Below are 25,691 nucleotides of genomic sequence, written 5' to 3' on the forward strand. Positions count from 1 at the left end.
TGACTCTTCAGTCCACGCGCAGCCTGCGCGCCTTGCGGGCCTTCCACCAGCGTGAAAGATGCACCTTCAAATCATGGCGCGGATGCGTGATGCGCCGGATCGCGCTCACGTAATCAAGCGCCAGCCCCGGCGTCCAGGCCATGGACTCGGCGCGCACCCGGGCGCCGCCGGCCATCCAGACGTCGGGATGCAAGGTAAGCCGCAGCAGGGTCCGCCAGAAGGGCTTGTCCGCGAAGACGCCTTCCATGGCCGCATCCACGGCCTGCGTGACCACAACGGAGCAATTGCGATGGGTGAGGTTGTAGGTGTCGTCCTGGCGGTACACGTCCCAGAAGGCCTGGAGGTAGCGGCGGTTGTAGACGCGGAAATGCAGCTTGTGCGTGGAAGGACGGGTCGCCGCGGCCTCTTCTGCGTAGGAGGGCAGCCAGACGCCGGGATGGTCGTTGCCGGAGGTGGCACGCAGGTGGTCTACCAGGTTGGTCTGTGTGATGGCCAGGCGGACCCGCGGGTGGTGGCTGATGTAAAGGCCGTCCTCGCATTCAAGCGCGATATGGCCTGTCGATACACGGCCCTTCTTTGTCATGGAGGCGATGTAGCGCTCGATCAGCGGAAGGCGTATGCGGTCCTTGTCGTCGTCCACCGCATCGACCGCCGTCCAGACATGCACGATCATGTGCCCGGCGGCGGCATTCGCGGCCAGCGTCTCGGCCGTGGCCGGCGCCGCATCGGGTTGCAGCACCCGGGTGCCGCTGTAAAGCTCGACGGCCGCCAGCCGCGAGCCGCGCGGCAGGCGCCTGAGCCGCCAGGCCCCGCGCATCAGGATGTGGCCGCCCGCGATCAGCGCCAGGCCCGTGCACAGCGACACATTCATGCTCGAGGGCACCGGCCAGTTGGTCAGCATCAGCAGCGCCATGACCAGGTAGGCCCAGCCTATCAGGTTGGACTTGCGCCAACTCGGGTAGCGGATCAGCCAGCTGGAGGCGATGCGGACCAGGCCGTTGAAGGTGAAGGCGGCACCGAACAGGATGCCGGCGGCAATCGAGTTGTCCCAGGGGAAATCCAGCACCAGACAGGCGAACACCACCATGGCCGCGCCGCGCAGCATCTCAAAGCGGCGCCGCTCCCGCGCGTGGGTGGCGCCCACCACCAGCTCGACCACCCCCTGGGCCAGCAGCACCGCGCCCAGCACCCAGGTGGCCACGTCGGCCACGCCATCGACCAGGTCGACCAGAAGCAGGATGCCGAAAAGGGCGGTCAGCACACCCGCCGCCATGAAAATTTTCCAGCGCTTGACCAGCGCGTCGCCGCCAAAAAGAATCAACGCAAGTCTGAACATATTCTTCTGTTTTGCCGCCACGCCGGCGCCCCAAGGCGGCCGGCGCGGCCGGGCTTCACTTCAAGGCCGGGAAATCCACCACATAGGCATCCATGGGCAGGGCCGCACGCTGCGGGCCCTGCTGCGGCAGCGGCTGGACGACCACCTTGCCCTGCTCCGTGGCGTCGGCGGCCAGCCCCTTGACGACAAAAGCGTCGATCACATAAGGCAGGCCCTGGGACGACAGCGGGCCCATGCCGTCCGACACATGGAAATGCAGGTGCGGCGCCGTGGTGTTGCCCGAATTGCCCAGCAGCGCCAGCACCTGGCCGCGCCTCACGCGGTCGCCGATGCGCACCTTGAGCGAGCCGGGCTGCAGGTGGGCGTAAAACGCGTAGTAGCCGCGGCCCAGGTCCAGGACCACGTGGTTGCCGGTGACGTTCTGCATGGTGGTGTCGGGCGGCAAGGCATTGGGCACGCGCTCGGGCAGGCCGTCGAGCACGGACACCACCTTGGCATCCGCCACGGCAATGGCTTTTTGCCCGTAGGTGGGCCAGTTCTCGTTCTTGTTGCTGTCGCCGTTGCTTTGCTGCGAGTTCGCGTCCAGCTTGATCCAGTCGATGGCAAAGCGCTGGCTCACATACAACACGCCGTTGACGGGAATGCCGGCGCGCCGGTGCGGGACTTCCTTGCAGCAGCCGTTGAAAGCGACCCAGCCCGTGCCCTCCAGCGGCGGGCCTATCAGCGGCGCGGGCCGGGTGCTCAGGGCCACCGCGCCGCCGGTCTGCGTGGTCTGGACTGTGCCTTCGCTTGCGGGTTTGACGGCGGCCGTGAGCTTGACCTCGGCGCCGGCCGTCACCACGCGGTGCGACAGCGTTTTGGGCAGGGGCTGGCCGGGCTCCAACACCACGTCGATCCAGAAGAAGCCGGCCTGGGCCGCGTCCAGGCTGTCGGTGGCGGCGCCGCCCAGCAGCGAGAAAGTGCGCGCCACGTCGGCGCCGGACACGCTGGCCAGCACTTTGGCGGAGCCGGCGTCCAGCACTTCCAGCGACACCAGCTTGACCGGCACGGCGCGCGCATTGATCACCTGCAGCTCGTAGTCGATGTGCACGCGCCCGTCGGCGCCGAGAAAGGGCACGGGGCGCGAGGCGGCACTGAGCAGCACAGGAGTGTTCTGGTCGCGCGCGCCGGCAAATTCGAGCTGGTCCAGGCCCACCCCGGGCCCAGCCGCCATCGCCTGAAAACTGCCGGCAAACATGAGCGGGGCCAGCAGGAGCATGAAAAGACGCTGCATGCGATCCTCCTTGTGATGGGCCGGGCCATCATAGCGCCAAGTCCCGGGGACGGCACCCCTTCGCGCGCGGCTTGCGGCCAGCAAAAAACCCCGCAACGCGGCGGGCGTTGCGGGGTTTTCTGGGAGTCCGTTGAAGGGGCGATGCCCCCCGGGAAGCCTAGCGGCCGTAGTAAGGCGAAGTTTCCTGCGGCTGCGCGGCCACGGGCGCGGGCGGCGGCTTGGGACCATAAACGGCGCCGTCGTTGGTGCGCAGCACATTGCCTTCCACCGTCACGCGGCTGCCCACGCTGGGGGCGCGCGCCACTTCCACCATGCGCTGCGAGCCGTCTTCCATGCGCACGCCGACCTGGTAGACGGTTTCCTTGCGCATATGGCCTTCGATCGCGTTGCCGGCAAAACCGCCGCCGACCGCGCCCAGGATGGTGGCCGCGGTACGGCCGCCGCCATGGCCGATCTGGTTGCCGAGCACGGCGCCCAGCACGCCACCGGCGACGGCACCCGCGCCGACACCGGCGGGTTTGGTGGAGCGTTCGACGGGCGTGACCGATTCAACGGCGCCGCACACATGGCAGACCGCGGCCACGGCCACCGGTGCGGGCGTGGGGCCGGGGGCGGGCGAAATACCGGCGTAGCTGGGCGCGGGCGCCGGTTTGGGCGTGGGCTTGGCCACCTTCTTGGCGGGAACGGGTGCGGGTTTGGCGGGGGCTGCGGCTGGTTTTTCGGCCAGGTCGTCCGCGGCGGTGGCGGCTGCGGTGGCGGGCGGTGTGGCCGCCGGAGCGGTCGTTTGCGGCGTTGCCTGCGGGGTGGCCAGTGCCACCGGCGGCGTGGCGCCGGCCGGGTTGCGCATCTGGTAAATCATGGTGCCGCCCATGGCCAGGACGGCGACGCCCAGAATGCCGACGGCGGCCCACAAGGGCTTGCTGGCCGACGAGGCCTGCTGGCCGGGCTGGAGGTTTTCAGTGGATGTGTTCATGGCAATTCCCTCAAGTGAGATCAGATCGCTTGTTCAACGTTTCCCATGCCGTGAAAGTAAACACGCTTTGGCAAGCGGCTGTGTATTTATGTAAACGCCGCTTATTCTGCGGCAAAGTCGCCGTAAACGCGAATAGCGGCGGCCATCCTGGAAGTTGTTGTTCCAGGAGGGTTTTTGAGCAGCTCTAGAGATTGGGCGCCAGCAGGCGCTGCAACTCGTCCGCCTTGAGGCCGCGCCGCTGCGCCAGGTCCTGCAGCTGGTCGTCGCCTATCTTGCCGACGTTGAAATAAGTGCTTTGCGGGTGGCTCAGGTAAAAGCCGCTGACGCTGGCCGCCGGCGTCATGGCCAGGCTTTCGGTCAGGGCCATGCCGATCTCACCGGCCTTGAGCAGCTCGAACATCTCTTTTTTGACGCTGTGGTCCGGGCAGGCCGGGTAGCCCGGCGCCGGGCGTATGCCCTGGTATTTTTCGGCGATCAGCGCCTCGCCGTCCAGCGATTCGGCCGGCGCATAGCCCCACAGGTCCTTGCGCACGCGCTGGTGCAGGCTTTCGGCGAAAGCCTCGGCCAGGCGGTCGGCCAGCGCCTTGAGCATGATGGACGAGTAGTCGTCGTGGTCGTCGAGGAAGTATTTTTCCTTCTTCTCGGCGCCTATGCCGGCGGTCACGGCGAAGACGCCGATGTAGTCGGAAACGCCCTTGGGCGCGACAAAATCGGCGAGGCAGCGGCTGGGCCGCATCACGCCGTCGATCGCGGTCTTTTCGGTCTGCTGGCGCAGGCCGTACCAGGTCATGGCCACTTCGCTACGCGTCGCGTCGGTGTAGATCTCGATGTCGTCGCCCACGCTGTTGGCCGGGTACAGCGCCATCACGCCATTGGCGGTCAGCCAGCGGCCTTCGATGAGGCGCTTGAGCATGCGCTGCGCGTCGCCGTACACGCGCACGGCCTCGGTGCCCACCACCTCGTCTTTCAGGATGGCCGGGAAGGGGCCGGCCAGGTCCCAGGTCTGGAAGAAGGGGCCCCAATCGATGTAGTGCGCAAGCTCGGCCAGGTCGAAGTTCTTGAAGACGCGCCGGCCTGTGAACTTGGGCACGGGCGGCGTGTAGCCGGCCCAGTCCATGGGTGTGGCATTGGCGCGCGCCTTGGCCAGCGGCCACATGGGCACCTGCTTTTTGTTGGCGTGCTGGGTGCGCACCTTGTCGTAGTCGGCGTAGAGCTCGTCGATGTATTTGGCCGCCTGGTCGGACAGCAGGCTTTGCGCCACGCTGACGCTGCGCGAGGCGTCGGGCACATAGACCACCGGGCCTTCGTAGTGCGGCGAGATCTTGACGGCCGTATGCACTCGGCTGGTGGTGGCGCCGCCTATCAGCAGCGGGATTTTTTTGATGCGGAAATGCTCGTCCTTCTGCATCTCGGCGGCCACATACTGCATTTCCTCCAGGCTGGGCGTGATCAGGCCGGACAGCCCGACGATGTCGGCGCCCTCGACCTTGGCGCGCGCCAGGATCTCGTGGCAGGGCACCATCACGCCCATGTTGACGACCTCGAAGTTGTTGCACTGCAGGACCACCGTGACGATGTTCTTGCCGATGTCGTGCACATCGCCCTTGACGGTGGCGATGATGATCTTGCCCTTGGTCTTGACGTCGCCGCCGGCGGCTTCGAGCTGCAGCTTTTCGGCCTCGATGTAGGGCAGCAGGTGGGCCACGGCCTGTTTCATCACGCGGGCACTCTTGACCACCTGGGGCAGGAACATCTTGCCCTGGCCGAACAGGTCGCCGACCACGTTCATGCCGTCCATCAACGGGCCTTCGATGACGTGCAGCGGCCGGCCGCCTTCGGCCAGGATTTCCCGGTACACCTCTTCGGTGTCGGTCACGATATGCTCGTTCATGCCGTGGACCAGCGCGTGCGACAGGCGCTGGCGCACCGGCAGGGCGCGCCATTCGTTTTTCTTGCTGTCGTCCTTGGCGCCGCTCTTCGCGGTTTCGGCCACTTCGATCAGGCGCTCGCTGGGCGTGAGCTCGGGCTCGCCAGGTTTGTAGACGGGCGTGCGATTCAGCACCACATCCTCGACGCGCTCGCGCAGCACCGGGTCCAGGTCGTCGTAGACGCCGACCATGCCGGCGTTGACGATGCCCATGTCCATGCCGGCCTGGATCGCGTGATAGAGGAACACGGTGTGGATGGCTTCGCGCACCGGGTCGTTGCCGCGAAAGCTGAAGGACACATTGGACACGCCGCCCGAAACCTTGGCGCCGGGCAGGTTCTGCTTGATCCAGCGCGTGGCGTTGATGAAGTCGACCGCGTAGTTGTTGTGCTCCTCGATGCCGGTGGCAATGGCGAAGATGTTGGGGTCGAAGATGATGTCCTCGGGCGGGAAGTCGAGTTCGTCGACCAGCACGCGGTAGGCGCGCTCGCAGATTTCGATCTTGCGCTCGTAGGTATCGGCCTGGCCTTTTTCGTCGAAGGCCATCACCACGGCCGCCGCGCCGTAGCGCTTGAGCAGCTTGGCCTGCTGCTTGAAGGGTTCCAGGCCCTCTTTCATGGAAATCGAATTGACGATGCCCTTGCCCTGGATGCAGCGCAGGCCGGCCTCGATGACGCTCCATTTGGAACTGTCGATCATGATGGGCACACGCGCGATGTCGGGTTCGCTGGCGATCAGGTTCAGGAAGCGCACCATGGCGGCCTGGCTGTCCAGCATGGCCTCGTCCATGTTGATGTCGATGATCTGCGCGCCGTTTTCCACCTGCTGGCGGGCCACCGCCAGGGCCTGTTCGTATTCGCCGTTCAGAATCATCCGGGCGAAGGCCTTGGAGCCGGTGACGTTGGTGCGCTCGCCGATGTTGACGAACAGGGTGCCCGCGCCTATGTCGACCGGCTCCAGGCCGGACAGCTTCATGGGGGGAACGGAGACGGAATTTTCGGTTTCGGACACGGACTCACCTTGGGGCTAAGGTGAGCGTCGTTGCAAAAGGCCGCCGCCGGCGGCCTGTAACCCAAGCCTGACGGACGCTAAGGTCCGCTGCAACGCTCCTTGGGTAGCCGGTATTTTAAGCGCTGAAGCCCTGTTGCGCCATTTCCCGGTGCGAAGCCCCGGGAAATGGGGCGCATGCTCAATCCAGCTTGATCTTGGCCACCTTGATCAGGCGGCCATAGTCGGCATGCTCTTTCATCACCATATAAGCAAAATCCGCCGAGGTCATGGGGCTGGGCGTGGCGCTCATGCGGGCGAACTTTTCGGCCGTGTCGGGCGTGTTGAGCGCGGCGGCAAAAGCCTTTTGCAGCTGGTCCGTCGTGGCCTTGGGCAGATTGGCCGGGCCGAAGATACCGAACCAGGTGCTGATGTGGAACCCGGGCAGCACGTCGTTGATGGTGGGGATCTCGGTGAAGCTGCTGGAGCGGTTGATGGTGGTCACGCCGAAGGCCACCAGCTTGCCCGACTTGATGTTGGCGCTGGCCGAGGCCAGGTTGTCGAACATCAGGTCGGTCTGGCCGGACAGCAGGCTGGCCTGTGCCTGGGCCGAGCCGCTGGAAGGCAGGTGCACCACGCTGATTTTGGCCAGGCTTTTGAACAGCTCGCCGGCGAGGTGGCCGGCGCTGCCGTTGCCGCCCGAGGCATAGTTCAGCCGGCCGGGGTTCTTGCGCGCATAGGCGATCAGGTCCTTGGTGTCCTTGATGTTCAGGCGCTTGGCCGTCTCGGCGTTCATGACCAGCACATTGGGCACACGGGCCACCAGCGTGATGGGCGTGAAGTCCTTGAGCGCGTCATAAGGCATGTTGGGGTAGAGCCAGGGGTTGATGGCATGGGTGGCCACCGCGCCCATGACCAGCGTGTGGCCGTCGGCCGGCGCCTTGGCGACCAGCGCGGCGCCCACATTGCCGCCCGAGCCGGGCCGGTTGTCGACCACTACTTCGGTCTTGAGCAGGGGGCGCAGCTTGTCGGCCAGGATGTGCGCGGCATTGTCCAGCGGGCCGCCGGCCGGATAGGGAACGACGATGGTGACGGGCTTTTGCGGCGCCAGCTGCGCCTGGGCCGCCAGGGTGACGGTGGCCACGGCGAATGCCGCGGCGATCTTGATGAATGAACGCACGTTCAGGGTTTCCTTTGTGATGATGGGTTGTCAGGCCGCGGGCGGCTGCGGGACACAGCGCCGGAAAGTGAAAAGCCAGGCCGGACAAGCGGGCCTGACTATAGCCGCGAAACGTGACGCGCCGTGGGCATACCCCGACTGGATGCCGGGGAAACAGACAAATGGCCGCGTTGGCCGTTCAGGCGGCTTCCTGGTAAAAAGCGCCGCGCTGCCGCGAGCGCGCGGCCACGGGGGCCACGGCGTGCGCGATGGCGCCTATATGGTCCGGCGTGGTGCCGCAGCAGCCGCCCACGATGTTGACCAGGCCTTCGTCGGCGAACTCGCGCAGCAGGCGCGAGGTGACGTCGGGCGTCTCGTCAAAGCCGGTGTCGCTCATGGGATTGGGCAGGCCGGCGTTCGGGTAGCAGCTGATGAAGGTGTCGCCGGCCACGCGGGCCAGTTCCTGGATGTAGGGGCGCATCAGGGTGGCGCCCAGCGCGCAATTGAGGCCTATGGCCAGCGGCGCGGCATGGCGCACGCTGTGCCAGAAGGCGGTCACGGTTTGCCCGCTCAGGATGCGGCCCGAGGCGTCGGTCACGGTGCCGCTGATGATCAGGGGCAGGCGCTCGCCGGAGTTGTCGAAGTACTCGTCGATGGCGAACAGCGCCGCCTTGGCGTTGAGCGTGTCGAAGATGGTCTCGACCAGCAGCACGTCGCTGCCGCCCTTGACCAGGGCCTCGGTCTGTTCGTAGTAGGCTTTGCGCAGCTCCTCAAAGCTGGTGTTGCGCGCGCCGGGGTCGTTCACGTCGGGGCTGATGCTGGCCGTCTTGGGCGTGGGGCCCAGGGCGCCGACCACAAAACGCGGTTTGTCGGGGGTCGAAAACTTGTCGCAGGCGGCGCGGGCGATGCGGGCCGATTCGTAGTTCATCTCGACGGCCAGGTCGGCCATGTCGTAGTCGGCCTGGGCCACCGTGGTCGCGCCGAAGGTGTTGGTTTCAATCATGTCGGCGCCCGCGGCCAGGTAACCCTCGTGGATGTCCTGGATCACGTCGGGGCGCGTGAGGCTCAGCAATTCGTTGTTGCCCTTGACGTCCTTGTGGAAGTCCTTGAAGCGCTCGCCGCGGTACTGGGCTTCGCTGAGCTTGAAGCGCTGGATCATGGTGCCCATGGCGCCGTCAAGGATGGCGATGCGTTGCTCCAGGATGGCCGGCAGCTGCTGCCCGCGGGTGTAGGTGATTGGCTTCATGCCCCAATTTTAAGGTGCGGCGGTTTTTTCGACAGGCTCCGAAGCGGCCACGCCGGTTTTACGCCGGGCCGCCCACAAAAACGCGCGCGCCCAGAGAGGAAGGCAAAACGCGGCATGTCGCGCAGACACCATCGGCCACAATAGGGGTATTAGCCCGATCATGAAAAACTTTCAACCCAAAGAAGCCTGGACCTGGCTGCAGTCGCATCCCGACGCGCTGTTTGTGGACGTGCGCATGGAAATCGAGTCGCTGTACGTGGGCCGCCCGCCGGGCGTGGTCAATGTGCCGTGGTACGAATACCCCGACCTGCAGCCCGACCCGCAGAAGTTCGCCGAGGCCGTGGCGCGCGAGGCGACCGGCAAGGCGCAGCCGGTGCTGCTGATCTGCCGATCCGGCAAACGCACGCTGGACGCGGGCAAGGCGCTGGAGGCGGCCGGCTTTACCGACGTGCAGCATGTGGTGCACGGCTTCGAGGGCGAGCTCGACGAGCAGTTCCAGCGCTCCACGCTCTCGGGCTGGCGCTTTGACGGCCTGCCCTGGGAGCAGATGTAGGCCCCGCTGTCCCGGCTCTCACACGCTACCCGTCTTCATCTTCATTTCGACCTTGTCCTCACTCCCCGTTTCTTCCCCTTCCACCCCGCTGCACGTGCTGGCCGAGGTCTTCGGCTACGACAGCTTCCGGGGCCCGCAGCAGGCCATCGTGGACCACGTGGTGCGCGGCGGCGATGCGCTGGTGCTGATGCCCACGGGCGGCGGCAAGTCGCTGTGCTACCAGATACCGGCCATCGTGCGGCAGCAGGCCGGCCACGGCGTGACCGTGGTGATCTCGCCGCTGATCGCCCTGATGCACGACCAGGTCGGCGCGCTGCACGAGGCCGGCGTGTCGGCGGCCTTCCTCAATTCCACGCAAAGCTTCGACGAAAGCAGCCAGCTTGAAAAGCAGCTGCTGCGCAACGAGCTGACGCTGCTTTACGCCGCGCCCGAGCGCATCAACACGCCGCGCATGAAGGGCCTGCTGGCCTCGCTGCACGAGCGCGGGCTGCTGAGCCTGTTCGCCATCGACGAAGCGCATTGCGTGAGCCAGTGGGGCCACGATTTCCGGCCCGAGTACCGCTCGCTGAGCCTGCTGCACGAGACCTTTCCCGACGTGCCGCGCATCGCGCTGACGGCCACGGCCGACGCGCTGACGCGCCAGGACATGATCGAGCGCCTCAAGCTCGAGGACGCGCGCCAGTTCGTCAGCAGCTTCGACCGGCCCAACATCCGCTACACCATCGTCGAAAAAACCGACCCGACGCGCCAGCTGCTGCGCTTCATCGAAGCCGAACACGAGGGCGAGGCCGGCATCGTCTACTGCCAGTCGCGCAAGCGCGTGGAGGAAATCGCCGGCATGCTGCAGGACGCGGGCCTCAAGGCGCTGGCCTACCACGCGGGCCTCGACTCGGCCCTGCGCCAGCAGCGGCAGGACCGCTTCCTGCGCGAGGACGGCATCGTCATGGTGGCGACGATCGCCTTCGGCATGGGCATAGACAAACCCGACGTGCGTTTTGTCGCCCACCTGGACATGCCCAAGAACATCGAGGGCTATTACCAGGAGACCGGCCGCGCCGGCCGCGACGGCCAGAGCGCCGACGCCTGGATGGCCTACGGCCTGCAGGACGTGGTGAACCAGCGCCGCATGATTGACACCAGCGAGGCGGCCAGCGAGGAGTTCAAGCAGGTGATGCGCGGCAAACTCGACGCCCTGCTGACGCTGGCCGAGGACACGCGCTGCCGCCGCGTCAGCCTGCTGGGCTATTTCGGTGAGGACAGCCAGCCCTGTGGAAATTGCGATAACTGTTTGAACCCGCCGGCCGTCTGGGACGCGACCGAGGCCGCGCGCAAGATGCTCAGCTGCATTTACCGCGTGCAGCAGGCCAGCGGCATCAGCTTCGGCGCCGGCCACATCATGGACATCCTGCGCGGCAAGATGACCGACAAGATGGCCCAGTACGGCCACGACAAGCTCAGCACCTTCGGCATAGGCGCGGACCTGGCCGAGGCGCAGTGGCGCGGCGTGCTGCGCCAGCTGATCGCGCGCAACATGGTGCGCGTGGACGCCGAGGCCTTCAGCACGCTGCAGCTGCTGCCGGACGCGCGCCAGGTGCTCAAGGGCGAGGTCAGCGTGGTGCTGCGCGAACAGGCGGCAGGCGCCAAGGCCGGCGGGCGCGGCAAGCGCGTGACCAAGACCTCGGTCAAGGGCCTGGCCGAGGCCGCCCTCAATGCCGGCGCGCTGGAACGCCTGGCGCGCCTCAAAGCCTGGCGCGCCGAAGTCGCCCGCGAGCACAACCTGCCGGCTTTTGTGATTTTTCACGACGCCACGCTGCGCGCCATCGCCGAACGGGCGCCGCAAAGCCTGGACGAGCTGGACGGCATCAGCGGCATAGGCGTCAAAAAGCGCGAAGCCTACGGCGCCGAGGTGCTGCGGGTGTGCGCGGCGCCGGACTAATAAGAAGAAGCATCACGCCCCATCAGGGTTATCCCTTGGCGGCGGGGAGCCCGCCTGGGTTTGGCGCACAAGGTTGTTCCAGGGGCATGGTGCGCCCGGTTTTGGGGCGGCCGGGACCGGAAATTCCGCGGCCGGTGTCCATGCGCCATGCATGGCCTGCATACCAACCCGTGGTTAAGCTCATGACGCATTTTTCGCAAGGGTTTATCCCGAGCGAATAGGCCTTTGCGCCCCCTCGGCGTGCGCAATGCTTGGGTTAGCATTTCGGCGCTGGCACGCATCGTGCTGGACTACAAAAGTTTCACTGACTGGAGAACCCCGTGATCAAAATCGCCAAAAAACATGGTCTTGCCACGCTGGCTGCCGCCGGCCTCACCCTTGCTGCGATGGCACCCGCCCACGCCGGCAAGACACTGGACACCATCAAGTCGCGCGGCCAGGTGATTTGCGGCGTCAACGTCGGCCTGGCGGGCTTTTCCTCCGCCGACAGCAACGGCGCCTGGACCGGCCTTGACGTGGACACCTGCAAGGCCATCGCCGCCAGCGTGCTGGGCGATGCCAGCAAGGTCAAATGGGTTCCCCTGAATGCCCAGCAGCGCTTTACCGCGCTGCAGTCCGGCGAAGTCGACGTGCTCGCGCGCAACACCACCTTTTCGCTGACCCGCGACGCTTCGCTGGGCCTGCACATGACCGCCGTGACTTACTACGACGGCCAGGGTTTCATGGTCCCCGTGAAGAGCAAGATCAAGAGCGCCAAGGCACTGAAGAACGCCACGGTCTGCGTGCAGTCCGGTACCACGACCGAAAAAAACCTGACCGACTTCTCCAAGGCCAACAACCTGAACATGAAGCCGGTGGTGTTTGAAAAGCAGGAGGCCGTCAACGCCGCCTACTTCTCGGGCCGCTGCCAGGCTTACACCACGGACGCCTCGGGCCTGGCCTCGGTGCGCAACAAGGAAGCCAAGGTTCCCGCCGACCACCTGATCCTGCCCGAGCTGATCTCCAAGGAGCCGCTGGGGCCCATGGTGCGCCGCGGTGACGACGAGTGGTTCGCCATTGTCAAGTGGGTGGTCTACGGCCTGATCGAAGCCGAAGAGTACGGCGTGACCCAGGCCAACGTCGACGCCATGACCAAGGACAGCAAGGACCCCGTGGTCATGCGCCTGACCGGCAGCGGCGAGGACACCGGCAAGCTGCTGGGCCTGGACAAGGAATGGCTGGTGCGCGCCGTCAAGGCCGTCGGCAACTACGGCGAGATTTTCGAGCGCAACGTCGGCCCCAAGACGCCCCTGGCGCTGCCGCGCGGCCAGAACAACCAGTGGAACAAGGGCGGCCAGATGTACGCCATGCCGGTGCGCTGATCATCCCTGATCGCCTGATTCCGATGCGTTGAACGCAAGCGGGCCGCTCGCAACCCTCCGTTGTCGAGCGGCCCGTTTTTTTTGGGTACACCGTTTATGTCCGAGCACTCCCTGATCCCACCGCGCGCGGCACCCGCCCTGCGGCGCAAGGTTTTTTCCTGGCGCAGCAAGCAGGCGCGCGCCATCGTTTACCAGGTGCTGGCCGTCAGCCTGATCGTCTTCCTGATCTGGCTGCTGGTCAGCAACACCATGGCCAATATGAAGACCCGCGGCATCCAGAGCGGCTTCGACTTCCTGATGCAGCCGGCCGGCTTCGACATCGGCGAAGGCTGGCTCAGCTACGACTCCATAAACCCCTACTGGAAGGCCTTCCTGGTCGGGCTGGTCAACACGTTGCGCGTGGCGGTGGTCGGCATCGTGCTGACCTCCATCCTGGGCACCCTGCTGGGCGTGGGGCGCTTTTCGCGCAACGCCCTGGTGCGGGCGCTGTGCTACGGCTACGTCGAGACCTTCCGCAACATTCCGGTGCTGCTGCAGCTGCTGATGTGGTACCTGCTGTTCACCGAATACCTGCCGGCCGTCGACCAGGCCCTGCACATCGGCAAATGGGTTTACGTCAGCAAGAACGGCATCTCCTACCCCTCGCCGGTGTGGGGGCTGGGCCAGACCCTGGCGCTGGCCGGCGCGTTGCTGGGTGTCGTGGCCAGCGTGCTGTATGCGCGCAGCGCGCGCAAGCAGTTTGACCTGACCGGCAAACCGCGGCCGGTGTTCTGGGTATCGCTGGCGCTGATCGTCGGCGGTGCGCTCGTCGGCTGGCTGGCCGGCGGCGCGCCCAACGAATGGAACATGCCGCTGCTGACCGAATCGCAGGTCGAAGGCGGCGGCGCGCTGTCGCCCGAATACCTCGCGGTGCTGCTGGGCCTGGTGCTCTACACCTCCGCCTTTGTGGCCGAGGTGGTGCGCGCCGGCATCGCCTCGGTGTCGCTCGGCCAGCATGAGGCCAGCGCCTCGCTGGGCCTGTCGCGCGGCCACTCGATGCGGCTGGTGGTGCTGCCGCAGGCGCTGCGGGTCATCATCCCGCCGCTGACCAACCAGTACCTCAACCTGACCAAGAACTCCTCGCTGGCCGTGGCCGTCGGCTACCCCGACCTGGTTTCCATCGCCAACACCTCGCTGAACCAGACCGGCCGGGCCGTGGAGTGCATCGCCATCATCATGCTGATCTACCTGAGCACCTCGCTGGCGACGTCCGGCCTGATGAACTGGTTCAACAGCCGTGCCGCCATCAAGGAGCGCTGAACGATGAGCAAGACTTTTGTCCCAATCGCAGCCCGCCCCGCCCCCATCAAGATGGAGGGCTTTGTGCCCTGGCTGCGGAGCAACCTGTTTTCCAGCATCGGCAATTCACTGGTGTCCCTCCTCGTGCTGGCGCTGCTGCTGTGGGCCGCTTCGGGCATCGCGCAGTGGGGCATCATCCATGCCGTCACCGCGGCGGAGCCGGACGCCTGCCAGGCAGCGCGCGGCGTGGGCGCCTGCTGGGGCGTGATCCGCGAAAAAGGCCGCATCATCCTGCTGGGCCGCTACCCGCAGCCCGAGCACTGGCGCGCCGAACTCGCGACCCTGCTGCTGCTGGGCCTGGTGGTCGCCAGCTGCATACGCTGGTTCTGGAAGCCCTGGCTGGCGCTGCTGTGGGTGGTGGTGCTGGCCGCCTTCTTCACGCTGATGAGCGGCGGTGTCCTGGGCCTGGCCAAGGTGACGACCGACCAATGGGGCGGACTGCCGCTGACGGTGATGCTCACGGTGATCTCGATGACGATTGCCTTCCCCATCGCCGTGATGGTGGCGCTTGGGCGCCGCGCCAACATGCCGGCCATACGCACGCTGTGCGTTATCTATGTGGAGCTGATACGCGGCGTGCCGCTGATCTCGGTGCTGTTCATGGCCAGTTTCATGTTTCCGCTGTTCATGCCCATAGGCCAGTCGCCCGACGTGCTGGTGCGTGTCATCGTCGGCATCACGCTGTTCGCGGCGGCCTATATGGCCGAGATCGTGCGCGGCGGCCTGCAGTCGCTCTCCAAGGGCCAGACCGAGGCGGCGGCCAGCCTGGGCCTGGGCTACTGGCAGACGCAGGTCAAGATCGTGCTGCCGCAGGCCCTGGGCACGGTGGTGCCCAGCATCATGAACAACTTCATCTCGCTCTTCAAGGACACCTCGCTGGTGACCATCGTGTCGCTGTATGAACTCACGGGCGCACTGTCGCTGGCCGTGGGCTCGGACCCGAACTGGCGGCCCTTCAAGATCGAGGCCTATATTTTCATCGCCGCGATTTATTTCACCTGCTGCTTCGCCATGTCGCGCTACAGCCTGTGGATTGAACGACGGCTCGCCGTGGGCAAAGCCCGTTGAACAGGAACAAAAAAATGAGTGAACCCACCATCCACTTCGACAAGGTCAACAAATGGTACGGCAACAATTTCCACGTGTTGCGCGACATAGACCTGGAAGTCAGGCCGGGCGAGCGCCTGGTGATCTGCGGGCCTTCGGGCTCGGGCAAGTCCACCATGATCCGCTGCATCAACGCACTGGAGGACTACCAGGAAGGCAAGCTCACCGTCGCGGGCTCGCTGCTGGGCGACGACATCAAGGCGATTGACGCGGTACGCCGACAGGTCGGCATGGTGTTCCAGCAGTTCAACCTGTTCCCGCACCTGACGGTGCTGGAAAACCTCACGCTCTCACCGACCTGGGTGGCGGGCCTGTCCAAAAAAGACGCGATCGAGCGCGCCATGCACCAGCTCGAACGCGTGCGCATCGCCGAGCAGGCGCAAAAATACCCGCTGCAGCTCTCGGGCGGCCAGCAGCAGCGCGTGGCGATTGCCCGGGCGCTGTGCCTGACGCCCAAGATCATGCTGTTCGACGAGCCGACCTCGGCGCTGGACCCGGAAATGATCAAGGAAGTGCTGGACGTGATGATGGAGCTGGCCAACCAGGGCATGACCATGCTGTGCGTGACGCACGAAATGGGCTTTGCCAAGGCGGTGGCCGACCGCGTGATCTTCATGGACCAGGGCCAGATCGTCGAAGAGAACACGCCCACGGAGTTCTTCAACCATCCGCAGACCGACCGGGCCAAGGATTTCCTGTCCAAAATTCTGGGGCATTAAACTACGCGCATGTGTCAGCTATTGGGAATGAATTCGGCCAAGCCGGCGGACCTCAGGTTCTCGCTGACCGGTTTCGCCGCGCGCGGCGGCCTGACCGACCACCACGCGGACGGCTTCGGCATCGGCTTTTTTGAAGACAAGGCCTGCCGCCTGTTTGTCGACGCCCAGCCGGCGGCGACCTCGCCGGTGGCCGAGATGCTCAAGCACTACGCCATCAAGTCGCGCAACGTGGTCTCGCACATCCGCAAGGCCACGCAGGGCGACCCGATGCGGCTGGAGAACTGCCATCCCTTCACGCGCGAACTCTGGGGCCGGCACTGGCTGTTCGCCCACAACGGCGACCTGATCGACTACCAGCCGGAGTCCGCCGGCAACTACCAGCCCGTGGGCACCACCGACAGCGAACGGGCTTTCTGCGCGCTGATGGAAGAACTCAAACGCATCAGCCCGCGCGAACCCTGCTCGGCCGACGTCGTGTTCGACACGCTGTGCGCCATGAGCGAGCGCACGGCCGAGTTCGGTGTCTTCAACTACCTGCTGTCCAACGGCCAGTCGCTTTTTGCGCACTGCTCAACCCGGCTGTGGTACCTGGTGCGCGAATGGCCTTTCTCGAATGCCAGCCTGGTGGATGCCGACCTCAGCATGGACTTTGCGCAGACCAACGACCCGGAAGACCGGCTTTGCGTGGTCGCCACCCAGCCGCTGACGCACAACGAAAACTGGCAGCAGATGCAGCCGGGCCAGCTGCTGTGGATGCAAGAAGGCCGCATCGTGCGGCAGGCGCAGCTGGAGGTCAGCGAGGCCATACGGAAGAAATACGAGGCCAGCCTGGCCTGCGTCTAGCCTCAAGCAACAGCCGCCACCCGGCGGGCCTTACTGCAGAAAGCCCATGCTGCGGCCTTCGCGCACCTCGGGTTTGATGCGATGCTCGGCTTCCAGCTGCGCGAGGAATTCCTCGGCCGAGAACTCAGCCGCGAGGATGTCCACCTGGCGTTTGACGGCCGCGAAATCGCCGGGGCACAGCTGGGTGAGCTTGCCCAGGCGCTCGCGCAGCTCGCCGGCCAGCAAGGTTGCGTCGCCGGCCAGCGCCTCGACCACAAACATGGTTTCGCGCTGCTCGCGCGTCAGTGGCATGAACCTGATCTTGAAAGTGAAGCGGCGCAGCGCCGCCTGGTCCAGGCTGTCGAACAGGTTGGTGGTGCAGATGAAAATGCCGGCGTGGCGCTCCATGCCCTGCAGCATCTCGTTGACCTCGGTCACCTCGTAGGTGCGCTGGGCGCCGCGCCTGTCCTGCAGAAAGCTGTCGGCCTCGTCTAGCAGCAGCACGGCTTTTTCGGACTCGGCCTCGCGGAACATGGCGGCCATGTTCTGCTCGGTCTCGCCGACGTACTTGCTCATGAGGTCGCTGGCCTGCTTGATGATCAGGGGCAGGTCCAGCGCCCTGGCGATGTGTTCGGCCAACGCGGTCTTGCCGGTGCCGGGCGGGCCGTAAAAACACAGGCTGCCGTGGCCCCGGCTTTTGAGGGCCTCCACGATGCGCGGCACTTCAAAGCGCGACTCGACATTCAGCATGGACAGGTCGTAGGTGGTGACGCTGCGCCGCCCCGCCGCCTCCGATTTGTTGCCCAGGGCCACGTCGGCGTTCTTGAGCTGCCGCTCTATCAGCGACTCCATCAGCAGCGGCCGGCCGCCGGTCAGGACCGCCTGCATGGCCTGGCCGTCGACCTGCGCGTCCATCTTTTCCTCGGGCGCGCTGGCCAGGCGGGCGAAACGAACGGCCGTGCGTATCTGCGCGGGCGTGAGGCCCTTGCGCGCGGTGAGCTTGGCCACAAAGGCGTCGCTGACCTGCACGCCCTCCAGCGTCTTGCGCACCACACCCTCGCGCGCGCCGGGCGGCGGCGAGCGCAGCTCCAGGTGGTAGGCAAAGCGGCGGCGGAAGGCCGGGTCTATCTGCTCGATGCGGTTGGTGACCCACAGCGTGGGCACGGTGTTGGATTCGAGGATCTGGTTGACCCAGGCCTTGCCGCTGACCGAGCCGCTGGCCGGCACTGGCAGCTGTTCGGAACGCGCCATGAGCTGCGCGGCTTCGCTGGAGATGGGCGGGAACACGTCTTCGACCTCATCGAAGAGCAAGGCCGAATGTGTGCTGCCCTTGAGGAAGACCTGCGCGATCTGCAGCGAGCGGTAGCGGTCGCGCCCGCTCAGCGAATTACCGTCGCGGTCGGCGTATTCCACCTCGAACAGGTCCAGCCCGGCCGCCTGCGACACGACCTTGGCGAGTTCGGTCTTGCCGGTGCCGGGCGGGCCGTAAAGCAGCACGTTGACGCCCTGCTCCTTGGTGGCCACGGCATTGCGCAGCAGGGACACCAGCACCTGCGCGTCCTCCTGCACAAAGGCGAAATCGGCCAGGCCCAGGCTGCTGTGCGCGGCGGGCCGGGTGAAGACGGCCATGAGTTCGTTCTGGTCGCGGTACTCGCGCATCAGCACGGGCGGCAGTTTTTCGCTGACCTTCATGAGGTCGGCCAGGTCGGTGATGTTGTGCTCGGAGATCAGGTTCTCGACCATGCCTATGCGCTCCAGGCGCGAACCGGCGCGCAAGGCTTCGGCGACTTCGGGTGCCTTGACGCCGGCCACGTCGGCGATGGCGGCATAGGCTTCGGGCGCGTTGTTGACCTTGAACTCCACCAGCAGGGAGCGCAGGTCGCGCTGGTAGCGCGCCAGCGTGCCGTAGAGCAGCAGCGCGCGCTCGGCGCGGTTGAGCTGCAGCAGGTTGGCCAGCGCGTCGATGTTTTTTTCGACCAGGGTGGATTGTTTCTTGAGCGCGTGCGTGAGCCAGTCGCCGGTAGCGGCCAGCACCGAGAGCAGATCCCTGGGCTGGTCCTTGGCGTGTTCGTCGAGGTAGAAAAACAGCGTGCCCTCTTCGTAGGGGCCGCGCCATGCGCCGTGGCGCGCCATGAACTCGGCGTCGGTCAGGCTTTCGTGGCCGCGCCAGAATTCGTTGTCCTTGCAGCGGCGAACCAGGAATTCACGCAGGCGCTGCAGCGCGGGCAGCGGCCAGACCAGGTGCCGGCCGGACAGCGAGAGCAAGCTGTTGAGGTCGCGCCTGACGTTGAACTTGGCGCCCTGGCGCGCCGCCAGCGTCAGCACAAAATGCGAACACATCAGGTCCAGCACCGGCGCTTCCTTCAGCCCGGGGGACAGCAGCCATTGCTGCTGCTCGCTAACGGAACGCTTGCTCATGGACAAACCTCCCAATCGCATCTAATGCACCGAATGCAACTACACCGCTGGTTGACATGCCTCTGGACCTTGCCTGTTTGACTGGATGCACCACCCTGGCTATGAGCGCCTTGGCGCCACGGGGTTCAACGAGACTCCACCATAACGCAGCTTGAAGCATCATGGAAGACACTACTTGAACACCCCCGTGTGGAATGCGCCACAGAAACGCGAACGAACGCACGGAAAATGTAGCGGCACAATCTCACCATCGCCACAGAGGACATCATGCTCAGCCTTAACGACATCGAACAGGCCGCCCAGCGCCTGCAGGGCCATTTGCTGGACACGCCCTGCGTGGAATCCCGGACGCTGTCGCAGCTGACGGGCGCGCAGATTTTCCTGAAGTTCGAAAACCTCCAGTACACCGCATCCTTCAAGGAGCGTGGCGCTTGTAACAAGCTCGCGCAACTGTCAGCCGACGAACGGCGCCGCGGCGTGATCGCCATGAGCGCGGGTAACCATGCCCAGGGTGTGGCCTACCATGCGCAGCGCCTGGGCCTGCGGGCGGTGATCGTGATGCCGCGCTTCACGCCGGGCGTGAAGATAGAGCGCACCCGCGGCTTTGGCGCCGAGGTGGTGCTGCACGGCGACTCGCTGGACGAGTCGCGCGCCCACGCCCTGCAGCTGGCCGAACGCGAAGGCCTGGTCTTTGTGCATCCCTATGACGACGAAGCCATCGTCGCGGGCCAGGGCACCGTCGGGCTGGAGATGCTGCATGCCGTGCCCGAACTGGACACCCTGGTGATTGCCGTGGGCGGCGGCGGCCTGATCGCGGGCATGGCCACGGCGGCCAAGGCGCTCAAGCCCGGCATTGAAATCATCGGTGTGCAGACCTCCCGCTTCCCGGGCATGGTCAACGCCATCAAGGGCACCAAGCACCCGCAGGGCACCAGCACCATCGCCGAGGGCATCGCCGTCGGCACGCCGGGCCTTATCCCGCAGGCCATCATCGCCAAGCTGGTGGACGACCTGGTGCTGGTCGACGAGGGCGACATCGAGCAGGCCATGGTCATGCTGCTCGAGATCGAAAAGACACTGGTGGAAGGCGCGGGCGCGGCCGGGCTGGCGGCGCTGCTCAAGTACCCGGCGCGTTTTGCCGGCAAGAAGGTCGGCCTGGTGCTGTGCGGCGGCAACATCGATCCGCTGCTGCTGGCCGCCATCATCGAGCGCGGCATGGTGCGCGCCGGGCGCCTGGCGCGCATCAAGGTCAGCGTGCGCGATATTCCGGGCTCCCTGGCGAAGATCACCGCCACCGTGGCCGACGCCGGGGCCAACATCGACGAGGTGCACCACCAGCGCGCCTTCACCATGCTTTCAGCCCAGAACGTGGAGCTCGAGCTGGTGATACAGACGCGCGGGCGCGACCATATCCAGCAGGTGCTGGCGGCGCTCAACGCGGCCGGTTACGAAGCCTCGGAGCAGCACTGAGCGCGGCGGGAGGCCACGCTCAGTTCCAGCCAATCACCTCAAAACCGCGTTCGCTGAGGCAGCGCTGCACAAAGCTGCGGTAGGTGCTGTTGGGTTTGTCGTTGTGAAACGCCCCCGACACCGCGCCGGCCGAGCCGCCCACGGCAGCCCCCGCGGCACCGGCGCGCAGCACGCCTTCCCCGCCGCGCCCGGTGATCAGGGCGCCCACGGCCGAGGCCACGCCGCCAACGGCCGCGCCCTCACCGGCGCGGCGGCCCACTTCATTGCCGCTTTGCGAGGGGCTGAGCCCGGCGGCCGAGGCCCGCGACATGCAGGCATTGACCTCGGCCTGGCCCTGGGCATCGCCCACGCGGTTGAGCGTGGCATTGGGATACAGCACCGGCCTGGCCGAGGCGCTGTTGGGCCCGCCGGTGGCGCAGGCCGATAGCAGGGCCAGCGCGGACACGGCGGCCGGCAAGAGTCGAAATGAAGTCGGGTATTTCATGCGTTCCTTCCGCAAACAAGCATGGGTAAAGGGTAACGCAACCGGGTAACGAACTGGCGATGGCGGCCTGTTTGCCGCCGGGGCGCCGCATGCGGCTAAAATCTGCCCAGACTTTCAAGCAATTCAGGAACCCCCATGTCCAGTTCAGCCAACCACACCACCAATGCCGCCCACGACAGCCCCACGTCCGCCCAGGAGCAGGAAGCCGTTGACGCCATCGTCCCCGTGATCCCAATCGTTCTGCCCGTGGTCGGCGGCGTGCTGATGTTCCTGCTGGCCTTTATCGCCATCTACATGGCCTGACACTCCTCCGCTTCCCCTAAAAAGTCCGCAGCCTGCGGACTTTTTTGTTTCCGGCCCCGGCGCCCGCCGCCGGCCTGGTTCACCGCAAAACCGCCGTGAAACCGCAGCCCAGGCGCCCTTCGCGGCATTCCATACCCCCATGTCAGGGCTGCCTGAACCCCCGCGCATGGTATGCATAACCTCATGCAAGTTCTGCATAACTTTTGACGGTAACTGCAAGGTAACCAGCGCCTATCTTCTTAAAATGAATTCTCTGGCCGACCCGTGGAAGGCGAAAAAGCAGGCCTTCCGGCTGCTTTTTTGACCTTGCGCCGCAGCACCTCCGGGTTTGCGGCCCCGCCCGCCGACCAGGACCCGGTTGTTGCGTGAGCTGCCCTGTTTCAGGCCCTTGAAGGCCCGGTTCGGAAAAGCCCCCAAGCCTTATTTCGACAGTCGTTTCGATGTCGCAACCTCTCCGGTTGCCGCGCGACGCCTCTCGAAATAACGCTTTTTAACTTTGGAGTTTTTTCGATGAACCAACCTGTGATGCAAGGCCTGCAGCTCAACACACCGAGCTACGTCAAGAACGCGAAACTGATCGCCTGGGTCGCCGACATGGTGGCCCTGTGCAAGCCCGACAATGTGTATTGGTGCGACGGCAGCGAGGCCGAATACCAGCGCCTGTGCCAGCAACTGGTCGACGCCGGCACCTTCAAGAAACTCAACGAGGCCAAGCGCCCCAACAGCTTCCTGGCCCAGAGCGACCCCAGCGACGTGGCCCGCGTGGAAGACCGCACCTATATCTGCTCAGCCAAAAAGGAAGACGCCGGTCCGACCAACAACTGGATGGCGCCCGCCGAAATGCGCCAGACGCTGCAGCCCCTGTTTGACGGCTGCATGAAGGGCCGCACCATGTACGTCGTGCCGTTCAGCATGGGCCCGCTGGGCTCGCCGATCGCGCACATCGGCATCGAGCTGTCCGACAGCCCTTACGTGGCCGTCAACATGAAGATCATGACGCGCATGGGCCAGGCCGTGTTCGGCGTGCTGGGCGTGGACGGCGACTTCGTGCCCTGCGTGCACACCGTGGGCGCGCCGCTGGCCGAAGGCCAGCAGGACGTGAAGTGGCCCTGCAACAAGACCAAGTACATCGTGCACTACCCCGAGACCCGCGAGATCTGGTCTTACGGCTCCGGCTACGGCGGCAACGCGCTGCTGGGCAAGAAGTGCTTTGCGCTGCGCATCGCCTCCAACATGGGCCGCGACGAAGGCTGGCTGGCCGAACACATGCTGATCCTCGGCGTGACCAACCCCCAGGGCAAGAAATACCACGTGGCGGCCGCTTTCCCCAGCGCCTGCGGCAAGACCAATTTCTCCATGCTGGTGCCGCCCGCCGGTTTTGACGGCTGGAAAGTCACCACCATAGGCGACGACATCGCCTGGATCAAGCCCAGCGCCGACGGCAAGCTCTACGCCATCAACCCCGAAGCCGGTTATTTCGGCGTGGCCCCGGGCACCAACTTCCACACCAACCCGAACTGCATGGCGAGCCTGGACAAGAACGTGATCTTCACGAACGTGGCCCTCACCGACGACGGCGACGTGTGGTGGGAAGGCATGGAAAAAGACACCGGCGGCCAGCCCGCGCACCTGATCGACTGGCAAGGCAAGGACTGGACGCCGCAGATCGCCAAGGAAACCGGCGCCAAGGCCGCCCACCCCAATGCCCGCTTCACCGTGGCCGCCACCAACAACCCGGCGCTCGACAGCGCCTGGGACGACCCGAAGGGCGTGGCGATTGACGCCTTCATCTTCGGCGGCCGCCGCTCCACCACCGTGCCCCTGGTGACCGAGGCGCGCAACTGGGTCGAAGGCGTTTACATGGCCGCGACCATGGGTTCGGAAACCACGGCAGCCGCCACCGGCCAGGCCGGTGTGGTGCGCCGCGACCCCTTCGCCATGCTGCCCTTCATGGGCTACAACATGAGCGATTACTTCCAGCACTGGCTCAACGTCGGCAAAAAGCTGGAAGCCACGGGCGCCAAGATCCCCAAGATCTACACCACCAACTGGTTCCGCAAGGGCGAGGACGGCAAGTTCGTCTGGCCCGGCTACGGCGAGAACATGCGCGTGCTCAAGTGGATGATCGACCGCATCGAAGGCACGGGCAAAGGCTCGGAGCACATCACCGGCATCAGCCCCGCCTATGAAGACCTGAACTGGACCGGCCTGAACTTCAGCGCCGAGCAGTTCAAGACCGTGACCAGCATCGACAAGGCCGCCTGGCTCAAAGAGCTGGAGCTGCACGCCGAACTGTTCAAGCAACTCGAACATCACCTGCCGAAAGAGCTGGGGGAGACCAAAGCCGCGATCGAGCGCCGCCTGGCTGCCTGACCGGCGGACCCAAGCGGGCACGGCGCACGACCTGCGCCGCGCCTCACGCCCCGAGGCCTCCCGGCCGGGGCAAAAAAAAGCCACCTGACAAGGTGGCTTTTTTTGTGGGCCGCCGCTGCGGGCGGCCGGGCATCCGGCGGGATGCTTAGATGTAGCTGCGGTGGTAGGCGCGCAGTACCGAGGCGCCGCTGGCGGCTTCGGCGCGCTCTGCCTTGGCGACAGGAGTGGCGGGTGCTCCCACTTCAGCGTCGGCGGCGCGTTGCAGGGCCATCTGCAGGTCGGCCATCACGCGGGGGTCGTTCTTGGCGGCTTGCCACAGGCGCTGGTCGGCGCGGGCTTCAGCCAGGCTGCGCGACCAGTCGTCCAGGCCGGCTTTGACACGGGCGGCCAGGTTGCGCGCGGTGCCGGCGAACAGCGCCAGGACGGCAAAGGCGACAGCCCACAAGGCGATCCACATCACCAGGAGGTGGCCTTCGGTGACGCTGTCCATCACCTGGTAAGCCACCACCATGATGGCGGCCGCCACGGCGGACAACAGCAGCGTGGCGAGGCCGCGGGTGCCGGTGAAGGCCTGGCCCAGCTGGCGTACGGCACCAAAGGCCGACTCAGCGCGGACAACGCCGGGGTGCTGTGTGGAATGTTTGATATTGACGAAGCTGGTCATGATGAACTCCCGTTATGGCTAATCCCCGCCAGGACAAGATATCTCGGCGGGTACAGGGATATTAGGGTTATCACTGATGCTATTCAACTTTATCTTTATGATGAGATTCATTCACACTAGTGATAACCTTGCCGCCTGCCCCTAAACCCATGGCTTCCGACACCTTCAATCCCCTCAATTTCCGGACACTGGACCTGAACCTGCTCCGTGTGTTCGACGAAGTGATGGCAGAGCGCAGCCTGACGCGGGCCGCGCGCAACCTGTCGCTGACCCAGCCCGCCGTCAGCAATGCGCTGCGCCGGCTGCGCGAGACCCTGGGCGACGAGCTGGTGCAGCGCAGCGGCCAGGGCATGGCTCCCACACCGCGCGCCCTGGCCATCTGGCCGGCCGTGCGCGAGGCGCTGCAGCAGCTGCAGGAGTCGCTGGTTCCCAACGAATTTGTGCCCGGCGAGGCGAACACCACCTTTGTGCTGGCCATGGCCGACGCCACCGCGGCCGAGCTCATGCCCGGCCTGGTCGAAACGCTGGAGCGCGAAGCCCCGGGCGTGTCGATACGGGTGGTGCCGCTCACCACCCGCGACCCACGGCGCCTGCTGGACGAGGAAACCTGCGACCTGGCCATAGGCTACTTTCCCTCGCTGCTGGCCGACCTGACGGCCAGCGAGCAAAGCGGCGAGCCGCTGCCGTTTTCGCACCAGCGGCTCTACGACGGCGAATATGTCTGCGTGATGCGCAAGGACCATGCGCTGGCCACCGGCCCCTTCACGCTCAACCGCTTTTGCGCCGCGCGCCACATGCTGGTGAGCTTTTCGGGCCGGCCCTACGGGTTTATCGACGAAGCCCTGGCCTCGCTGGGACGCAAGCGGCAGGTCGTGCTCACCGTCAACCAGTTTTTCACCGCCGGCCGGGTGGTGGCCAACTCGAACCTGCTGACGGTGTTGCCGCGCCACTTTGTGCGCGTAACCGGCATTGCCGAGCAGCTGGTGTTGCGCCCCTTGCCTTTTGACGTCTCGCCGGTGCATGTGGATGCGGTGTGGCACCGCCGTTCCCGCCAGCGCAGCGCCCACATGTGGCTGAGGCAGGCGGTGGTGCGCGCCGCCGACCAGGCGTTCTCGGCCTGAGCGCCTCTCCCTGTATTACAGATGACATGGGGAAGCGCTTGCGCGCCCGGCGGTACATCCGCTAAGCTGGCCCCGCCCGTTCCAGGACCAGGGCCACAACAACCATGCAAGCCCGAGGGAC

General features: G+C 65.7%; 20 protein-coding genes and 1 riboswitch. Of the genes, 11 read left to right on the plus strand and 9 right to left on the minus strand.

Annotated elements, in window-relative coordinates:
* Window positions 1–7: 7 nt before the first annotated feature.
* The 6 genes from AC1DUN_RS10610 to AC1DUN_RS10635 form a co-directional block, all read right to left on the minus strand.
* A complete protein-coding gene (locus AC1DUN_RS10610) occupies window positions 8–1,336 on the minus strand; it encodes an HdeD family acid-resistance protein (protein WP_477713907.1) in 1,329 nt (442 codons plus the stop codon).
* Between the two features lie 55 nt (window positions 1,337–1,391).
* The gene (locus AC1DUN_RS10615) at window positions 1,392–2,609 is read right to left on the minus strand and encodes a M23 family metallopeptidase (RefSeq protein WP_477713908.1); all 1,218 of its coding nucleotides are present in this window, start codon (window positions 2,607–2,609) and stop codon (window positions 1,392–1,394) included.
* Between the two features lie 157 nt (window positions 2,610–2,766).
* Complete coding sequence (locus AC1DUN_RS10620; RefSeq protein WP_477713909.1) at window positions 2,767–3,582, minus strand: glycine zipper 2TM domain-containing protein; 816 nt, start codon at window positions 3,580–3,582, stop codon at window positions 2,767–2,769.
* 184 nt (window positions 3,583–3,766) lie between these two features.
* Window positions 3,767–6,520, minus strand: coding sequence for a methionine synthase (gene metH / locus AC1DUN_RS10625; protein ID WP_477713910.1), 2,754 nt, complete (start codon window positions 6,518–6,520; stop codon window positions 3,767–3,769).
* 15 nt (window positions 6,521–6,535) lie between these two features.
* Window positions 6,536–6,627: riboswitch (S-adenosyl-L-homocysteine riboswitch) on the minus strand.
* Window positions 6,628–6,698: 71 nt separating this feature from the next.
* Window positions 6,699–7,676 carry a Bug family tripartite tricarboxylate transporter substrate binding protein gene (locus AC1DUN_RS10630; RefSeq protein ID WP_477713911.1) on the minus strand — a complete coding sequence of 326 codons (978 nt, stop codon included), beginning with the start codon at window positions 7,674–7,676 and terminating at the stop codon, window positions 6,699–6,701.
* 178 nt (window positions 7,677–7,854) lie between these two features.
* Window positions 7,855–8,901, minus strand: a complete 1,047-nt coding sequence (locus AC1DUN_RS10635) for a homocysteine S-methyltransferase family protein (RefSeq protein WP_477713912.1) — start codon at window positions 8,899–8,901, stop codon at window positions 7,855–7,857.
* Between the two features lie 160 nt (window positions 8,902–9,061).
* On the opposite strand from AC1DUN_RS10635, the gene AC1DUN_RS10640 reads away from it, so the two are divergent.
* The 7 genes from AC1DUN_RS10640 to AC1DUN_RS10670 all read left to right on the plus strand — a co-directional run bounded on the left by AC1DUN_RS10640 (window position 9,062) and on the right by AC1DUN_RS10670 (window position 16,758).
* Window positions 9,062–9,454 (plus strand): rhodanese-like domain-containing protein, encoded by a 393-nt coding sequence (locus AC1DUN_RS10640; protein ID WP_477713913.1) that lies wholly within the window; start codon window positions 9,062–9,064, stop codon window positions 9,452–9,454.
* Between the two features lie 52 nt (window positions 9,455–9,506).
* Window positions 9,507–11,390 (plus strand): DNA helicase RecQ, encoded by a 1,884-nt coding sequence (gene recQ, locus AC1DUN_RS10645; protein WP_477713914.1) that lies wholly within the window; start codon window positions 9,507–9,509, stop codon window positions 11,388–11,390.
* A gap of 386 nt (window positions 11,391–11,776) precedes the next feature.
* On the plus strand, window positions 11,777–12,751 hold the full coding sequence (locus tag AC1DUN_RS10650; RefSeq protein ID WP_413330019.1) for an amino acid ABC transporter substrate-binding protein: 975 nt from the start codon (window positions 11,777–11,779) through the stop codon (window positions 12,749–12,751).
* Between the two features lie 96 nt (window positions 12,752–12,847).
* Window positions 12,848–14,050: an amino acid ABC transporter permease gene (locus AC1DUN_RS10655; RefSeq protein ID WP_477713915.1), complete on the plus strand. Its 1,203-nt coding sequence runs from the start codon at window positions 12,848–12,850 to the stop codon at window positions 14,048–14,050.
* Window positions 14,051–14,053: 3 nt separating this feature from the next.
* Entirely contained in the window at window positions 14,054–15,157 is a 1,104-nt protein-coding gene (locus AC1DUN_RS10660) for an amino acid ABC transporter permease (protein ID WP_477713916.1), read from the plus strand.
* 14 nt (window positions 15,158–15,171) lie between these two features.
* A complete protein-coding gene (locus AC1DUN_RS10665) occupies window positions 15,172–15,915 on the plus strand; it encodes an amino acid ABC transporter ATP-binding protein (RefSeq protein WP_074578347.1) in 744 nt (247 codons plus the stop codon).
* Between the two features lie 9 nt (window positions 15,916–15,924).
* The gene (locus tag AC1DUN_RS10670) at window positions 15,925–16,758 is read left to right on the plus strand and encodes a class II glutamine amidotransferase (protein WP_477664217.1); all 834 of its coding nucleotides are present in this window, start codon (window positions 15,925–15,927) and stop codon (window positions 16,756–16,758) included.
* Window positions 16,759–16,788: 30 nt separating this feature from the next.
* Here the strand turns inward: AC1DUN_RS10670 and AC1DUN_RS10675 are convergent, their stop codons facing one another.
* Complete coding sequence (locus tag AC1DUN_RS10675; protein WP_477713917.1) at window positions 16,789–19,155, minus strand: ATP-binding protein; 2,367 nt, start codon at window positions 19,153–19,155, stop codon at window positions 16,789–16,791.
* A 267-nt stretch (window positions 19,156–19,422) separates the two neighbouring features.
* On the opposite strand from AC1DUN_RS10675, the gene AC1DUN_RS10680 reads away from it, so the two are divergent.
* Window positions 19,423–20,625: a threonine ammonia-lyase gene (locus tag AC1DUN_RS10680; RefSeq protein ID WP_477713918.1), complete on the plus strand. Its 1,203-nt coding sequence runs from the start codon at window positions 19,423–19,425 to the stop codon at window positions 20,623–20,625.
* Between the two features lie 19 nt (window positions 20,626–20,644).
* Here the strand turns inward: AC1DUN_RS10680 and AC1DUN_RS10685 are convergent, their stop codons facing one another.
* Window positions 20,645–21,109 carry a glycine zipper family protein gene (locus AC1DUN_RS10685; protein ID WP_477713919.1) on the minus strand — a complete coding sequence of 155 codons (465 nt, stop codon included), beginning with the start codon at window positions 21,107–21,109 and terminating at the stop codon, window positions 20,645–20,647.
* A 135-nt stretch (window positions 21,110–21,244) separates the two neighbouring features.
* Here AC1DUN_RS10685 and AC1DUN_RS10690 point away from each other — a divergent pair, with 135 nt between their 5' ends.
* Both AC1DUN_RS10690 and AC1DUN_RS10695 read left to right on the plus strand, forming a co-directional pair.
* A complete protein-coding gene (locus AC1DUN_RS10690; RefSeq protein WP_007873808.1) occupies window positions 21,245–21,412 on the plus strand; it encodes a hypothetical protein in 168 nt (55 codons plus the stop codon).
* Between the two features lie 510 nt (window positions 21,413–21,922).
* Window positions 21,923–23,785 carry a phosphoenolpyruvate carboxykinase (GTP) gene (locus AC1DUN_RS10695; protein ID WP_477713920.1) on the plus strand — a complete coding sequence of 621 codons (1,863 nt, stop codon included), beginning with the start codon at window positions 21,923–21,925 and terminating at the stop codon, window positions 23,783–23,785.
* Window positions 23,786–23,930: 145 nt separating this feature from the next.
* Here the strand turns inward: AC1DUN_RS10695 and AC1DUN_RS10700 are convergent, their stop codons facing one another.
* Window positions 23,931–24,449 (minus strand): hypothetical protein, encoded by a 519-nt coding sequence (locus AC1DUN_RS10700; protein ID WP_477713921.1) that lies wholly within the window; start codon window positions 24,447–24,449, stop codon window positions 23,931–23,933.
* A gap of 149 nt (window positions 24,450–24,598) precedes the next feature.
* On the opposite strand from AC1DUN_RS10700, the gene AC1DUN_RS10705 reads away from it, so the two are divergent.
* Window positions 24,599–25,570 carry a LysR family transcriptional regulator gene (locus AC1DUN_RS10705; RefSeq protein WP_477701139.1) on the plus strand — a complete coding sequence of 324 codons (972 nt, stop codon included), beginning with the start codon at window positions 24,599–24,601 and terminating at the stop codon, window positions 25,568–25,570.
* Window positions 25,571–25,691 lie beyond the last annotated feature (121 nt).

The sequence above is a fragment of the Polaromonas sp. P4_F6 genome, from assembly GCF_056401275.1.